The sequence below is a fragment of the Daejeonella sp. genome (genome assembly GCF_030695525.1).
GTDB lineage: Bacteria > Bacteroidota > Bacteroidia > Sphingobacteriales > Sphingobacteriaceae > Daejeonella.
The window spans coordinates 34,101-50,335 of the sequence record NZ_JAUYSS010000014.1; the positions used below are offsets into that span (position 1 = coordinate 34,101).

15 protein-coding genes are annotated in these 16,235 nt (G+C 39.3%); 6 read left to right on the forward strand and 9 right to left on the reverse strand.

Annotation, left to right across the window (positions count from 1 at the left end):
- The 5 genes from Q8S11_RS03030 to Q8S11_RS03050 form a co-directional block, all read right to left on the reverse strand.
- Positions 1–1,125: an endonuclease/exonuclease/phosphatase family protein gene (locus Q8S11_RS03030; protein WP_305660608.1), complete on the reverse strand. Its 1,125-nt coding sequence runs from the start codon at positions 1,123–1,125 to the stop codon at positions 1–3.
- Positions 1,125–1,976, reverse strand: a complete 852-nt coding sequence (locus tag Q8S11_RS03035; protein WP_305660609.1) for a rhomboid family intramembrane serine protease — start codon at positions 1,974–1,976, stop codon at positions 1,125–1,127. The genes Q8S11_RS03030 and Q8S11_RS03035 overlap by 1 nt, the downstream gene beginning before the upstream one ends.
- Positions 1,973–2,719 carry a rhomboid family intramembrane serine protease gene (locus Q8S11_RS03040; protein ID WP_305660610.1) on the reverse strand — a complete coding sequence of 249 codons (747 nt, stop codon included), beginning with the start codon at positions 2,717–2,719 and terminating at the stop codon, positions 1,973–1,975. Before Q8S11_RS03040 ends, Q8S11_RS03035 begins: the two co-directional genes overlap by 4 nt.
- A 17-nt stretch (positions 2,720–2,736) precedes the next feature.
- Complete coding sequence (mutL, locus tag Q8S11_RS03045) at positions 2,737–4,593, reverse strand: DNA mismatch repair endonuclease MutL (protein ID WP_305660611.1); 1,857 nt, start codon at positions 4,591–4,593, stop codon at positions 2,737–2,739.
- A gap of 247 nt (positions 4,594–4,840) precedes the next feature.
- A complete protein-coding gene (locus Q8S11_RS03050; RefSeq protein WP_305660612.1) occupies positions 4,841–5,830 on the reverse strand; it encodes a cytochrome c in 990 nt (329 codons plus the stop codon).
- A 259-nt stretch (positions 5,831–6,089) separates the two neighbouring features.
- Here Q8S11_RS03050 and Q8S11_RS03055 point away from each other — a divergent pair, with 259 nt between their 5' ends.
- The 3 genes from Q8S11_RS03055 (at position 6,090) to bshA (ending at position 10,767) form a co-directional block, all read left to right on the forward strand.
- Positions 6,090–7,718, forward strand: coding sequence for an amidohydrolase (locus Q8S11_RS03055; protein ID WP_305660613.1), 1,629 nt, complete (start codon positions 6,090–6,092; stop codon positions 7,716–7,718).
- Positions 7,702–9,534 (forward strand): serine hydrolase, encoded by a 1,833-nt coding sequence (locus Q8S11_RS03060; RefSeq protein WP_305660614.1) that lies wholly within the window; start codon positions 7,702–7,704, stop codon positions 9,532–9,534. Before Q8S11_RS03055 ends, Q8S11_RS03060 begins: the two co-directional genes overlap by 17 nt.
- Positions 9,535–9,630: 96 nt before the next feature.
- The gene (gene bshA, locus Q8S11_RS03065; RefSeq protein ID WP_305660615.1) at positions 9,631–10,767 is read left to right on the forward strand and encodes an N-acetyl-alpha-D-glucosaminyl L-malate synthase BshA; all 1,137 of its coding nucleotides are present in this window, start codon (positions 9,631–9,633) and stop codon (positions 10,765–10,767) included.
- A gap of 287 nt (positions 10,768–11,054) precedes the next feature.
- On the opposite strand, the gene Q8S11_RS03070 is transcribed toward bshA, so the two are convergent.
- Together Q8S11_RS03070 and Q8S11_RS03075 are read right to left on the reverse strand one after the other, a co-directional pair.
- Positions 11,055–11,993: an FKBP-type peptidyl-prolyl cis-trans isomerase gene (locus Q8S11_RS03070; RefSeq protein WP_305660616.1), complete on the reverse strand. Its 939-nt coding sequence runs from the start codon at positions 11,991–11,993 to the stop codon at positions 11,055–11,057.
- 146 nt (positions 11,994–12,139) lie between these two features.
- Positions 12,140–13,153: a bifunctional oligoribonuclease/PAP phosphatase NrnA gene (locus Q8S11_RS03075; RefSeq protein ID WP_305660617.1), complete on the reverse strand. Its 1,014-nt coding sequence runs from the start codon at positions 13,151–13,153 to the stop codon at positions 12,140–12,142.
- A 118-nt stretch (positions 13,154–13,271) separates the two neighbouring features.
- On the opposite strand from Q8S11_RS03075, the gene Q8S11_RS03080 reads away from it, so the two are divergent.
- Entirely contained in the window at positions 13,272–13,691 is a 420-nt protein-coding gene (locus tag Q8S11_RS03080; protein WP_305660622.1) for a nucleoside-diphosphate kinase, read from the forward strand.
- A gap of 58 nt (positions 13,692–13,749) precedes the next feature.
- Positions 13,750–13,944, forward strand: a complete 195-nt coding sequence (locus tag Q8S11_RS03085) for a hypothetical protein (protein WP_305660618.1) — start codon at positions 13,750–13,752, stop codon at positions 13,942–13,944.
- On the opposite strand, the gene Q8S11_RS03090 is transcribed toward Q8S11_RS03085, so the two are convergent.
- Together Q8S11_RS03090 and Q8S11_RS03095 are read right to left on the reverse strand one after the other, a co-directional pair.
- Positions 13,941–14,231: a DUF721 domain-containing protein gene (locus Q8S11_RS03090; protein ID WP_305660619.1), complete on the reverse strand. Its 291-nt coding sequence runs from the start codon at positions 14,229–14,231 to the stop codon at positions 13,941–13,943. The genes Q8S11_RS03085 and Q8S11_RS03090 overlap by 4 nt on opposite strands.
- A gap of 64 nt (positions 14,232–14,295) precedes the next feature.
- Entirely contained in the window at positions 14,296–15,396 is a 1,101-nt protein-coding gene (locus Q8S11_RS03095) for a DNA replication/repair protein RecF (protein ID WP_305660620.1), read from the reverse strand.
- Positions 15,397–15,566: 170 nt separating this feature from the next.
- Between Q8S11_RS03095 and Q8S11_RS03100 the strand changes: the two genes are divergently transcribed.
- On the forward strand, positions 15,567–16,235 hold a 669-nt coding region (locus Q8S11_RS03100; RefSeq protein ID WP_305660621.1), incomplete at its 3' end, for a tetratricopeptide repeat protein.

Here is a 16,235-nt window from a genome sequence, read left to right on the forward strand (position 1 = left end):
TTATTTTAATTCCAGATCAGTTCTGACAGGAAAATGATCAGATAGTTTTTTGTTGATAATCAGATAATTCTTCACACTGAATTCAGGGGATGTGAAGATATAATCTATCTGAAAATTCGGGAAGTCACCATTATAGGTTACTCCGAAGCCGCTTCCTTTCTCCCGAAAGCTGTTATTCATCCCTGAAGAGATGGTTTTTACTGTATATGAGATTGGAGTATCATTAAAATCTCCGGCAACAATATAAGGTATGGTACAGGAATCGGTATGGCTTTTTAGCATTTTCGCCTGATTCCCGCGCTTGATAAAGGCTTGTTTTAGCCGGCTGCCGATTTTTTTGGTTGATTCCACATCGGTATTTATCTCCTTTTTTACCTTTTGCAGGTACATATAATCCTCAGGTTGAAAACTGATGGACTGGAAATGTACATTGTATATCCTGAAGGTCTTATCACCTTTTTTAAGATCTGCCCAGATTGCTTCATTCCAGTTCATTTTTTTTGCAAACTGGATATTCCCCTGGTTCACTATCGGAAATTTGGAGAAAATTGCCATTCCAATTGCCTCATAACCATTATCTGTTGATGGCTTGAAATAATAATGCTCCGTATTGAGTATTTCCTGTATATGCTTACTGAAATTATATTCTCCTTTTTTTCTGCTAAAGAATTCCTGAAAGCAAATTACATCAGGCTGTTCATTTTGGATTATATTCAGGATTTGATCTTTGGTGAACTTGTCGTTCTTATCGCCAAATTGTTTGAAATTATGAACATTATAAGTCATAACCCGGATAAAGCTCTCTGAAGATTTTGGAACCATTATCGCCGTATTTTCTCTGAACCCAATATAATTCAGAATCATACTCCAGCCGGCAAGAATGGCTATACCCGAAATTAGAGCTATTTTGGGCCAGCGGATCAGCCAGTAAAATACAAAGAGGAGGTTGATCATAAATATGGCCGGATAAGCAAGTCCGAAAAACTGACTTATCCAGAAAGAAGATGGATCTGAGTATGATGCCAGGTAGCTTAAGAGCAATGAAATGACCGCAAAAATATTGGCAATAAGCACGAACTTACTGAAGAGATGAATGCGAGGTCTTTTTCTGTTGAATTTTGCCATTATTTTTTACTCGCTTTAAATAATGCCTCTTTTTCGGTTTTATTCAGACTATCATAGCCTGATTTGGAGATTTTATCCAGAATCTTGTCAATGGTTTCCTGATCAGTAGGAATGATTTCTGGTCTTGAATTATTCTTATTCTGTACTACTTTAAGCCTTGATCTCTTCTTCAGGATTTTACTCAGATCCCTTCCGCTATTCAACTGTTTTATAAATACAAAACCTACAATAGCACCCCCAATATGAGCGATACTGCCGCCCGGATTTGCGCCACCCATGCCTATTATATCAAGAATGAAATAGGCCATTGCCAGATACTTTAAGCGCACGTTCCCAAATAATAATAAGCGAATGCTAAAATCCGGAAGCAGGGTTGCGGTGCCAATCACAATTGCCATAACACTGGCAGAGGATCCTAAAAGGATAGAATTTTGGGATAGGCCGGCGAAAGCCGGTAAGGTATTATAGGCCAGCAGGTACAATAAGGCTCCTGCAATCCCACCTGCCAGATAGGTGAAGATAAACTGGCGCTTGTTCAGAAAATCAAGAAAGATCATTCCCATCCAGTATAACCAAAGCAAATTAAACAGAATATGGAACACATCCCGCTGTAGGAACATATAGCTGATTATGGTCCAGGGTTTATAAAGGAGACTCTCCAGGTTTGCCGGCATGGATAGTTGCCTGCTTAGCCAGTCAGCCACCGAAGTATTACGCGCGAATAAAAATTCAGCAACTGTAATTAGGCCGATAGCCAGAAATATAAGAATATTTATTCCGATAAATAAAAAAAGCGGATTTCCTGAGCGAAATGCCTTAAAGTATAATTCGTTCAATAAATTCTTATTCATAAAAAATTATCATGGCGTTTCAGGTGCCACATTTTTACTAAGATAAAACCAAATAGGGCTCCTCCCAAATGTGCAAAGTGTGCGACGGAATCGCCCGAGAATTGTTTAACCCCCAGAAATAACTCCAGTAATACATAAACCGGGATAATATATTTTGCTTTTACAGGCACAGGAATAAACATTATAAACAGTTCCGCATTTGGAAAAAGCATACCGAAAGCAATCAGAACTCCAAAAATTGCGCCTGAAGCCCCAACCATTGGAGTTAGATAAATACCCAGAAGTGTGGATGCCTGATCTTTAGAAATCAGGTCGGGATTAAAAGAAATGGTTCTTTTCAATGAATCTACCATAAAAGAGCCATTGTTCACCGCGCTGCCTGTGATACTGTAAACCTCAAAACTTTGAACCAGTAATTGGAGCGCCAGGGCGCCCAGTCCGGTAATCAGATAAAAATTAAGGAATCGCTTTGAACCCATAATGTGTTCGATGGAAGACCCAAAGGTGTAAAGGGCGAACATGTTGAACAGAATATGGAATAAGGAAGAATAATCATGCATGAACATGTAAGTAATCACCTGCCATATCCTGAAATCAGGACTGTCAAAGTAGTGGACTCCTAATACCTTGGTCATCATCGGACCACCGAACATCATCGTGGCGATATAAAAAATGACATTGATGATCAGCAGGTTCTTAACTACTGGTGGGATATTGGTAAAAGGGGAAAGTCGCTCATTCATAACCTAATATGCTGGTTTTATTTTTCAAATCTTTGTAATAGTTCTTCAAGAGTAAAGGTGCTGATAACCGGTTTCCCATTGAGTGAGGTATTTGGCATTTCGCAGGCAAATAATTCGTCGATCAGCAGGTTCATTTCATCAACTGACAAAGTCAGCCCTGATTTTATTGAGGTATTGCGCGCCAGGGCACGGGCCAGACTGTCACGTTTATTTAATTTTAAAGCGCTTTGATTATTCTTAAACCCTTCGATCAGGTGTTCCAACATTTCAAGTTCACTAATATTTGATCCGATCTCTGCCGGGATACCCTCAATAATAAAGGTGTTTTTTCCGAATGTACGTATCTGGAAGCCCAGGGCATGGATATCCGGTAAAAGTTCTTTAACAAGCTCGAAATCACTGGTATTCAGCGTAACAGTTTGTGGAAACAGACTTTGCTGACTAGCACCCTGACGGTTTTCAAGATGCTGAAGGAAGCGCTCATACAATACCCGCTCATGTGCTGCCTGCTGATCTATCAGCATAAACCCTGACTTGATCTGTGAAATAATGAACCGGTTATGCAATTGAAAAATCTGTTTCCCGAGCACCTTGAGTACCTGATTATCAATTTCAACTTGGCGATTTCCTTCCAGCTCCATTCCGGTTTGCCTCGACTGGTCTGGTTGTACTATTTCATACAGGGATCCCCAATTCTTGCTTACACTCTGTCTTTCCTCTCCGGTATTTCTAAGAAAGGGAATTTCACGTTCAGTTCTTCCCGGACTAAAGGGATTAAAATCAGGGTTAAATGCAATTGAAGGAGGCACGATATCTTCATGTGCCTTAGGAGTAATCATCTGGCTGAAGCCGGTTTCCTGATTGAAGTCGAGCGTCGGACTGATATTGTATTTGCCCAATGATCGCTTTACTGCAGAACGGATGATCGCATAAATTGCTTTTTCATCCTGGTATTTGATCTCTGTTTTCGTAGGATGCACATTGATATCGATTTTCGAAGGATCAATGTCGATGAACAAAACATATAGCGGAAAACTATCTGAACTTAAAACCTCTTCATAAGCATTCATTACCGCATGATTCAGGTATGGATCTTTGATGAAACGATTGTTCACGAAAAAGAATTGCTCACCCCTGGTTTTTTTAGCAAATTCGGGTTTCCCAATATATCCTTTGAGGCCGATAATTGAGGTGTTCTCTTCAACCGGAACCAGTTTCTGATTATAGGCATTTCCAAAAAGGTGGATTACCCGCTGTTTTAGGCTTCCTTTTGGCAAATGGAAAACCTCATTACCATCGTGATGAAGAGTAAAGAATACTTCCGGATTAGCGAGTGCAAGGCGCTGAAATTCATCATTGATATGACGCATTTCTACGGGATTACCTTTCAGAAAATTGCGTCTGGCGGGAGTATTGTAAAACAGATTTTTTACACTGATACTGGTGCCAGGGGGACATGAAACTGGCTCCTGACTGATGATCTCTGATCCTTCAATCCGGAGACAGGTACCCAGTTCATCTTCATGCCGCTGGGTTTTTAACTCGACCTGAGCAATAGCAGCAATTGATGCCATGGCCTCACCTCTGAAACCCATGGTTCGTATCGCAAAAAGATCCTCTGCTTTTCTGATTTTGGAAGTTGCATGACGCTCAAAACACATGCGTGCATCGGTCATGCTCATCCCACATCCATTATCTATGACCTGGATGAGTGATTTTCCGGCATCCCTGATCAGGATCTGGATCTTATCCGCTCCCGAATCAATAGCATTTTCAATCAGTTCCTTCAATGCTGAAGCCGGTCTTTGCACCACTTCTCCCGCAGCGATCTGATTGGCAACAGAATCAGGTAAAAGCTGTATTATATCAGACAAATTAATTTAGTTTATTGTATTAATGAGAATTCTATGCCGTATTCTCAACGCAAATTATTCGAAAAACGCATTGGTAAAATAAGAGAAATCTTTCAGGCTTCCGAATATTTTATGTTTTCCGAAACCAAAGATAAGGTGTTTTAATCTTAAGGAAGGTATAATAAGAATAATGGGAGAGTAGAATGATAATTATGCCTGTTCATTAAACAGGCATAATTATCAGAAGATTATTTTGTGCTTAACTGAATTATTCAGCTTGTGCCGGGCTGAATTTCTCAACCTTGTTTTTAACAGGTTTTACTGTACGCAGATAGGCATAGATTGCTTTCAGATCTTCGGTTTTCATGTTTCCATACATCGACCATGGCATGACAGTATTAAAATCTCCTGGTTTAACATCAGCAGGTTTATACGTGCTATCGCTGTATGCTTTAAAACGATTTACAAACATTTCCTCTGTCCATTCGGCTATTCCGCTTTCCTTATCAGGGGTAATATTTGCTGACCGAACCACGCCGCCACCCGGCATTTTGAATTCAAAGCCTCCTGCCAGGTCCATTCCTGGTAATGGGGCACCTTTATCCTGCTTCGTATGGCAGGTAAAGCAATCTGCAGCATTGAAAATATATGCACCATAAGCTACCGTATTACTCTGATCAGGTATTTTTACGAACTGAGGTTTTTGCGGGATCGTATTGATGATGAAATTCATTGGAAAGTCTGGTTCTGACTCAGGAACTTTATTTTCAATTGGTTTCAAAGTTCGGATATAGGCAATGATTGAATAGATATCTTCACGGTCAGATTTTCCATAATTCGGATGCGGCATCAGCGGGAAAAGGGCCTTGCCATCTTTATTAACACCGGAGCTTATCGCTCTGAAAATTTCGCCGTCAGTCCAGTCCTTTAAGGCATAAGGGGTAATATTTTTAGCAAAAAATTTACCCGGAAATCCTAACTCCTGGTTAAATTCTTCACCGCCTTGTCCTAATGTGCCCTCAACTATCGGACCTGCTGTTTTCGTCCATTCCCGTTTCGAATGGCAATCCATACAGGCATTGACACTATGAGCAAGGTATTTGCCTCTTTCTACTCTTTCAGGAGTAATTTCAATTGTTAAATTTTCGGGATCTCCGACATCAGGAAGTGCAAAACTTACATAGCTCAGCAATCCGACAATAGCCACTATGGCTATTAGAACAAGGTATTTAATACCCTTTTTTAAGTTCTGTTTCATTTTCAGTCATTTTAGTTTTTGATAATATTCGATAATTATATTTTCAAATTGTTACAGCTAAGTACTTAAAAGTCAGATCCTTTAATAAAAATAATTATTTTTATTAAAAAACAATAGCCTGAATATCAATAAATTATATGACGCTAAGATTTTTGTATTTTGAACTCCCGGGCAGGCTTTTTAATTGAGTTTTTACAGGGTAATTGCTTAATCATAATTTATATTTACTGATTGTAAGCATTTCTCAATTAAATCATAGATGATCAGAAAAATCTTTGTAATAGCTATTTCAGTTCTGTTTTTTTCCTGTCATTCTCAAAAACAGGCTGATCTGATTGTTCACAATGCGGTGGTTTATACAGTGGATGATAAATTTTCAGTTGCAGAGGCATTTGCTGTAAAAGATGGTAAGATAATAGAGACTGGAAATTCCGAAGAAATTCTGAAGAAATATACGGGCAGCGTGCTTGATGCAGAAGGGAAGGCTGTTTATCCGGGCTTTATTGATGGACATTCTCATTTCTATGGGTACGGGCAAGGGCTGCAGCAGGTTGATCTTGTTGGAACCAAAAGCTGGGAGGAAATCCTTGAGAAATTACAAGAATTTAGTCAGGAAAATCCTAAAGGCTGGATCATTGGCAGAGGCTGGGATCAGAACGACTGGGCTGATCGGGAATTTCCGGATAATGTAAAGTTGAATGAGCTTTTTCCAAACCGGCCGCTTATACTTGCACGGATTGACGGACATGCAGCGATCGCAAATAAAGCTGCACTTGAACTTGCAGGCTTGAAGCCCGGGCAGAAGATCTCAGGAGGGGAGGTAGAAACCATCAATGGAAAACTTTCAGGTATTCTGGTTGACAATGCGCAGGGGGCTGTTTACGCCAAAATTCCTGATCAAACGGCAGCACAGATTCGTGAATCGCTGATGGATGCTCAAAAAAATTGCTTTGCTGCGGGATTAACCTCGGTCACCGATTGTGGTATCAGTCATAATCTCATACCTGTCATTACTGAACTCCAACAAAATAAGCAGCTTAAGATGCGCATCTACGCAATGCTCAGTGATAATCCAGAGAATTACGATTTCCTGTTTAAAAATGGAGCCATTAAATCAGATCGGTTAAACGTTCGTTCCTTTAAAGTTTATATGGACGGGGCTCTAGGATCGAGAGGGGCCTGCCTTCTTAAACCTTACTCAGATAAACCGGGCTATTCTGGATTCTTATTAAGTGATAAAAAGCATTTTGCAGAAGTAGCTCAGAAAATTGCTGATGCGGGATTTCAGATGAATACCCATGCTATTGGTGATTCTGCAAACCGTGAAATTCTGAATGTTTATGCGAAAGTTTTAAGAGGAAAAAATGATTTCCGCTGGCGGATTGAACATGCCCAGGTTGTGAATCAGGCAGATTTTAAACTGTTTGCTGAAAATAATATCATCCCTTCAGTACAAAGTACTCATGCCACATCTGATATGTATTGGGCTGCCGACCGTTTGGGCGCCGGGCGGGTAAAAGGGGCCTATGCCTTTAAGCAATTATTGGATCAAAATGGCTGGCTAGTATTGGGGACTGACTTTCCTGTAGAAAATATAAACCCAATGTACACGTTTTATGCGGCAGTGGTGAGGAAAGATATGAAAGGATATCCTGCAGGAGGTTATCAGATGGAAAATGCAATTAGTCGGGAGGAAGCTTTACGTGGAATGACGATCTGGGCTGCAAAAGGTCAGTTTGAAGAGAAGGAAAAAGGCAGTATTGAAGCAGGGAAGTTTGCCGATTTTGTGATCCTGGATCAGGATATTATGAAAGCTGATGCTGAGCAGTTGTTTAATGCTCAAGTGTTAAAAACCTATATTAATGGCGAGAATGTTTATAGTAAATAAATCATTGAAAATTAGCAGTATACCAGCTGCAATCTGTATTCTAAGTTTTTTTACCTTGTGTGCTTGTGCACAGATGGCAGAACACTTCAGGAATGAAGCCTTTTTAATGGAGTGGAAAAAAATTGAAAACTCTACAGTATTACTGAATAATGAAGATGAGCTTGTCCCAATAAAGGATTTGATACCTTTAAGTATAGCAAGTGTTAATATTGGTTCGGCTTATGCCACCGAATTTGACAGTATCTTAAACAAATATACCCGGGTTAAGTCCTTTGCCTCAGCATTATACAATCATGATATGCTTAGCTTCAATGATCTGAATGATGATTTGAAGTTTTTTAATACCATCATTGTTCAGGTAACTGACCAGTCATTAAATGATCCGAGGACGATTCCGCTATTACTCGATCTCCAGTTAAATAAAAGTTTAATAATTAGTTTATCTGGTGAGGCAGGAAGCCTGAAACTTTTGGACCCTCTACATTCTGCTATTATCTGGTCTGAAAAGAAATCAGCAATATCAGCGAATTTTGCCGCACAATTGGTATTTGGTGGAGTTTCTGCAAATACACGGCTGAATCAGGAAATTTCTGCCAGATATGCATCGGGTTCAGGCTTTTCCACTATTCCTATCCGCTTAAAATATTCGGTGCCAGAGGAAGTGGGAATCAATAGTGCTGATCTGAAAAGAATTGATGATATCGCAGAAGAAGCAATTCGTCAGAGAGCCACTCCTAGTGCAGTAGTGCTCGTAGTAAAGGATGGGCGAATAATCTTTAACAAGGCTTATGGTACCCGTACTTATATTGACCGAACCCCAACCCGGATCACCGACATCTATGACCTGGCTTCAGTCACAAAGATTTCGGCAACAACCATGGCGGTAATGCGCTTATTTGAGCAGGGTAAACTTAAACTTGATACCAATGTCGGAGCCTATATTCCGCGATCAAGAAATACTAATAAAAAGGATATTTCTGTGAGGGATGTAATGCTTCATCAGGCCGGGTTCATTCCTTTTATCCCTTTTTTCAGAAATTTATCAGATACAGATTATAGTCGTGATTCGTCCGGAATACATCCTTTAAAAGTAGCTGATAATTATTACTTGCGGAAGGATTATTTCAAACAGGTGATGTGGCCGCTTATGCTCAATTCTAGTCTGTCGAATCAGGGAAAGTATGTTTACAGCGATTTGAGCATGTATTTCATGAAGGATATGGTTGAACGCCAATCGGAAAAGCCAATGGAAACCTATGTAATGAATCAGTTTTACACGCCTCTTGGTATGAGCAGGGCAGGGTTTAATCCTCGTCTGCGTTTCCCAAAGGAGGAGATAATACCTACTGAGGATGACAGGGAATTCAGAAAGACGCTGCTTGAAGGCTATGTTCATGATCAGGGTGCCGCTATGGTTGGGGGAGTATCTGGTCATGCCGGACTCTTTTCCAGTGCAAATGACCTGGCAATACTGTATCAGATGATATTGAACGGAGGAACATATGGAGGAACGCAGTATTTTAAACCCGAAACGGTAAATATGTTTACTGCAAAACAATCAGCCATTAGTCGCCGCGGACTTGGTTTTGATCGATGGGATGAGGAAAGTACTAAAGGCTATCCTTCCAAACTGGCATCTCCGCTTACATTCGGACATACCGGATATACTGGAACCTGCGTTTGGGTGGATCCCAAGTACAATCTGGTTTATGTGTTTTTATCGAACCGGGTTAATCCGGGAGTAACTTCGAAGCTTATTGACCTGAATATCAGGGGTCGGATTCAGGACGTGATTTATGAAGCAATTGGGAAGTAAAATCCCCGGTGTCTGGCATAGCTTTTGATTTGTTACACTTTACTAACATTAATCTCCTTTTAAAGAATTTACTTTGTAATCTAATACAGGATACTAATGAAAATTGGAATAGTTTGTTATCCTACCTTCGGTGGCAGTGGGGTGGTAGCCACAGAATTAGGTAAAGGATTAGCTGATAATGGACATCAGGTGCATTTTATTACCTACAGGCAACCTGCCAGGCTGGATTTCTTTTCTGAAAACCTGTTTTACCATGAAGTCTCTGTTTCAAACTATCCTTTATTTGATTATCCGCCATATGAGCTTGCTCTGGCAAGTAAACTGGTAGATGTGGTGAGGTTTGAGAAACTTGACCTGCTGCATGTACATTATGCTATACCCCATGCATCTGCAGCTTTTATGGCAAAGCAGATTCTTGCTACTTATGGCATTCATATTCCTGTTGTGACAACCTTACATGGTACTGATATTACATTGGTGGGAAAGGATCCGACATATAAACCAGTTGTGACGTTTTCTATCAATCAGTCTGATGGCGTTACCGCTGTTTCCGAAAACCTGAAGGAGGATACTTACAAGCATTTTGATGTAGTCAAAGAGATCAGGGTAATTCCGAATTTTATTGATTTGCAGCGTTTTAGCCTCAAGGCAAAAGATCACTTTAAATTGGCTATTGCTCCAAATAATGAGCGTATAATTGCGCATACCTCAAACTTTCGGAAAGTGAAACGGACGCAGGATGTGGTTCATATCTTTGAAAAAATTCAAAAGGAGATTCCGTCCAAATTGTTAATGGTTGGCGACGGACCTGAAAGGGTATATTGTGAGCAGCTTTGCCGCGATCTGGAAATATGTGATAGTGTGAGATTCCTTGGCAAGCAGGATGCTGTAGAAGAGATTCTTTCGGTTTCAGATCTGTTTATTATGCCTTCTGAATCTGAAAGTTTTGGTTTGGCGGCTTTGGAAGCAATGGCCTGTAAGGTTCCGGTAATCACCTCAAATGCAGGGGGATTGCCCGAACTTAATATTAATGGCGTTACCGGATTTATGGATAATGTGGGTGATATCGAAGCGATGGCTCAACACTCAATATTTATTTTAAAAGATGATGAACAACTGGCTGTATTCAAGGAAGGAGCACTTAAACGTGCTCAGCAGTTCGATCTGAGTCTAATATTACCGGTTTATGAGCAGTATTATATGGATGTATTGAAAGAGGCTGCTGTTAAATAATTCAGGACTGTGCTACCTTAAAACTCCGTCATTTCGAGCGATAAGGATTGTTGTACTTAAAAATATTTTAAACGCGATGAGAAATCTCATGGTCAAAAGCACAGCCTCACATCAACAGATTTCTCCACAGCGCAAATTCCAAGCTTAAGAAGAAAATACTGGCGCTGTGTTCGAATTGAAGGATCCTTATGACGAATAGGCTGACAGGGTTTTAAAGCCTGTCAGCCATCATAAAGAAAGCCCTTCCTGGATATTCAGAAAGGGCTTTTTGATAATAAAGGACTGTATTATTGCTGAGGAGCAGCAGCCACAGGCGCTGTTCCAGGAATGATGTTAACTACATCCAATTCAAAAACCAGCGGTGAATATGGAGGGATTCCCTGATTTCCCTGCTCACCATAAGCTAGTTTCGAAGGCAGAATCAAAGTAGCTTTTGAACCCTTGTTTAAGAGCATTAACCCTTCTTCAAAGCCTGGTATTGAACCACCTAAGCCAACAGGAAGTTTCAAGGGCTCATATGGACGTTGAGGGTTAAAAGTTCCGTTTTTCTTGGCGACTTCGGGCAGACTACTATCAAATACTTTTCCACTTAAAAACATGCCGGTATAGTTTACTACTACTGTATCACCCATATTAGCTTTTGCTCCTGTACCTTCTTTGGATATAACATAGTTCAGGCCTGATGCAGTTACTGTCGGTTTCAGACTTTTTGAGGAAACATAAGCCTTTACTTTAGCGACTTCTGCAGTTTTAGCCTGCTCCATTTCTGCTTTCAGGAATTCGTCGATTTTTCCGCGGAAAAGACTATCGTTTAAGGATCCTTTTGGAATTACTTTGTCAATTTTAATGGTGTATACAAGGTACTTTTTAGTGGTATCAGAAGGTTGCGGACGACCCATTTTTTGTACCATTGAGTCGATGTTGATTTTAAAGGTTGCGCTATCACCTTCACTTAAAAGGCCAAGAGCTGCAAAAAGATCACCTTTGAAGACAGATTTTTCTTTCACCAGCAAGGAAGGACGATCATAGTCATAAGAACTGTAAAGAACTGAATCGCCTTCAGTTTTCTCAATTGCTTTGAAAGCTACGAAATCACCTTCTTTTATTGTTTCACCAGATTTGTCAGTGTGGATCTTATACAACATATCCCCTTCACCTTTGTCAAAATTGTTGCAAGCCGTTAATCCCGTAACTGCCAGCCCTAATACGATTACTAATTTTTTCATTTGTTTTTATTTGTTTGAAATATACATTGTTTTTTAATTGAATCAATCAGGTGATGAACATTTTCTTTTTCTAAAAAGCGCCTGAAAGCTTCTTCTATATTGATTTATTGTTTTTTTATGTTATAAAATTAATTCTATTTAAATTGTTAGTTATGTACCAGTTGTGTTTTATATTCTGGCAATATCAAATCAAACTTTTCCCTAACAGCTTCTACTTTCTCATTTGAAAAGCCTCCTGCTGCATTTCTATGACCACCACCATTAAAATATTTCTTACATATTTCATTTGCAGGAAAATCTCCTGTTGAACGTATTGACAACTTTACAACATCCTGCCGTTCAATAATAAGGATTGCAAGACGGATTCCGGTTATCGAGAGGGCATAATTTACGATACCTTCGGTATCCCCTGTTGAAATTTTATATTCTTCAAGCTCCTGTTTTGTGATCACAATAATTGCTGAATTATACTCATTTAATACTTCCAGCTTATTCAGGAGGCAATGACCAAGAAACCTTAATCTGGTCTCTGAGAAATCATCATAAACCAATTGATGAATCAATGTGTTATCAGCCCCACAGTCAATCAGGTCGGCCACAATCCGGTGTACATTTGAAGTAGTTGATCTGAAGCGAAAAGACCCCGTATCGGTCATTATTCCGGTATAAAGGCAACTAGCAATATCTTTATTTATCAGCTGTCTTTCACCCATCACATTCACAATAAACTCATATACTAATTGAGCAGTAGCGCAGGCACCGGTAGTCCAGAGGCGATAATCTTCAAAACCTTCGGGTTCCAGATGATGATCAATCAAAACTTTTTTAGCTTTTGATTCACGCACATAATGGCCCATTTCGTTGATGCGCACCAGGGAATTAAAGTCAAGACAAAAGATCAGATCAGCCGATGCAACCAAATGCTGTGATTGTTCAGGTTTCTCTGTATAAATGATGACATCAGAATTGTTGGGCAGCCATTGTAAAAAGCTTGGATAATCTGTAGGAGTAATTACACTAACCTGATGCCCATTCAGGATCAGATAATTGTATAAGCCCAAAGAAGATCCCATCGCATCACCGTCCGGTTTAGGATGTGTGGTAATGACAATGTGCCTTGATTCAGCTAAAAACTCTTTTAGGGAGGCTAATTCTAACATGTATAGTAAAAAGAAATGCAAAGTTATTAAAATAAAGCTTCAAAACCGCTCATTTATTAAAATCCTTTATCCTTTAATTAATTAGCAGTACTTTTGCAGCAATTTTGAATATATTATGATGGCAACAAACAGAACTTTTACAATGATTAAGCCCGATGCTGTAGCCAATGGCCACACCGGAGCAATTTTGGATGATATTATCAAGGGTGGATTTAAAGTGATTGCTTTAAAATATACCCGTTTGAGCAAAGATATTGCAGGGCAATTTTATTCAGTACACAGTGAGCGTCCTTTCTACAAAGATTTAGTTGATTTTATGTCATCCGGACCGATTGTAGCTGCAATTCTTGAAAAGGATAATGCGGTTGAGGATTTCCGAAAGCTGATCGGTGCAACTGATCCAAGCAAAGCTGATGCAGGAACTATCCGTAATAAATATGCAAAATCCATTGATGCAAACGCAATTCATGGATCAGATTCAGACGACAATGCTGAAATAGAAGGACGTTTCTTTTTTACCGCATTCGAGCGTTTTTAATGCTCAATATATTGTCACCCTGTAATTTTTACAGGGTGACAATATAAAATTTCCAGTGATGAAAATTCTTCAAGCCCGCTTTCTGATATTTTTTTTGGTGATGCTAATTGTGCCCGCTGCTATTTCTTATCTGGGCGGCTGGGATTCTAATGTGGATTATTTATTTGTTCTTAAGGCTATCTCAATTGCCTTTTTTATGACAGTTTTGTATTACCTTCTGGTAAAAAACTACAACGAAAAAAAGAGTAGTTAAAGAAAGATTATTTCATCAATAATACTGCTCCCTGCGCGTTGATTCATCTTTTCTATAATATTGGAGCGCATCATCATCAGATCATTTTTAATAACCGCAGATTCCAGACGGATAAATAGCTTTCGGTCGCGAATAAAGATATCCTTTGTCCGGTTAGCGATTGCCTTTCCCATCATTTCAGGCCAAGCCACAATCAGAGAAGTTTCATCGAACTTCCTTCTCAGTTTGTAAACCTGAAGCATTTGTTCAATAGCATCTTTAAGTGGTTTGTCGTTTGTACGGCTCATAATCATGAGATTATCTAATCCCTGTTTTTAAATTTAAGAAAATCTGATACACTCGAAGGATTATTTATTCAGCAATATTTCCTTTTTCGATATCAATGATATTTACCGGAACATCCAGCTTAACGAAAATATTCTCAATTCTGTCCCTGCTGGTATCGGTAATAAATATCTGCCCAAAATCCTTGTCGGATACCATTTTCATTAGCTTGGTGGTTCGGGACTCATCCAGTTTATCAAAAATATCATCCAGAAGGAGCAAGGGTTCAAATCCCTTTTGTTGATGCAGAAAGGTGTATTGTGCAAGTTTTAAGGCGATAAGAAAGGATTTTTGCTGCCCCTGGGAACCAAATTTTTTCAGCGCCATTCCATGAATGCTAAAATTCAGCTCATCTTTGTGAATCCCGCTTGAGGTACGCTCCAGTATCCTGTCGCGCTCCAGATTCCTGCTTAATATAGTTGCAAAATCTTCCTGTAGCAGTGGCGAATCATAAACGAGTTCAACCTTTTCGGCATTTTCGCTCAGGTATTGATAATGTTTATTGAAGATACCCGTAAATATTTCCATGAAGGTCTTGCGCTTTTCGAAGATCTTATTGCCCGAAATTACAAGCTGATCATCGTAGATCTCCATTAATGCGGCATCATAATTGCCCGAAACAGCGATTTGCCTTAACAGGGCATTTCTATTCATCATGCTCCGGTTATAATTGATCAGTTCATCCAGATACAGGCTATCCGTTTGAGAGATTACATTATCGATGAACTTTCTGCGTTCTTCGCTGCCTTCAATAATCAGGCTGATATCATTTGGAGAGATCATTACCAGAGGGAAGAGGCCAATATGATCGGCCAGACGCTGGTATTCTTTTTTGTTACGTTTGAATTTCTTTTTTTGATTTCGTTTTAATCCGCAGTAGATTACTTCATCTGTATCTTCTTTCATGAATGTTCCCTGGATCATAAAAAGATCTTTGCCCTGCATAATCTGTTGACTATCAATAGGATTGAAATAGCTTTTGCAAAGGGATAAATAATGGATTGCGTCGAGCAGGTTGGTTTTTCCGGCACCGTTATTCCCAGTAAAGGCATTGACAGAATCAGAAAAAATCAACTCGGCTTCAGAATAATTCTTAAAATTAAGGACGGATAATTTTTGAAGCCACATAGTTGATGCCTGTGCTTGGAAGCGCTTTTACAAATTTAGTCTTTTCAGCTTGTTTTACTGCCCAAATAAAAAAAATCAATCTGTCTGATTTAAAAGTTGATACTTAGTACTAAAAATGTATTTTTGCGGAATTGGATTTATGGAAATGGTTTACAACTTTTAATATACAAATGTCAAAAGATCAAAAAGATAACGTAACAGAAACTGACAATCAGCTTGGAAATACAAGCAAATTTGTTCAGGAAAATGCAAAAAGCTTAGCTGTAATTGCTGCTGCCATTATTGCTTTAGTGCTATTATATTTTGGTTACCAAAATTTCTACCTTGCCCCAAGGGCAGAAAAAGCAGCCAATGAAATGTTTAAGGCTGAAGAGTATTTGGCTATTGATTCCCTGAAAGACAGGGCAATAAAAGGGGATGGTTCATATCCAGGTTTTGAAATAATAGCGGATGAATATTCCAGTACTAAATCTGCCAATCTTGCAAACGCATATCTTGGAGGTCTTTATCTACAAAAGGGCGAATATCAAAAAGCAGTTGACGCTCTTGGAAAATATAGCAGTACCGGTAGCCCTGTTATTGATCCGCTTGTATTGGGCATGCTTGGAGATGCTTACAGTGAATTGAAAGACTACAATAAAGCCATTACTTTCTATAAGAAAGCTGCTGATAAAAACAAAAATACCTTCACTACTCCCCTTTTTCTTAAAAAGTTAGGTTTGGTTTATGAAGAGAAAAAGGAATTAAAATCTGCACTGGATACTTACAAGAAAATCAAAACTGATTATCCGGAAAGTGTTGAAGCAGCCTCAGTGGATGCCTTTATTGCAAGGGCTGAA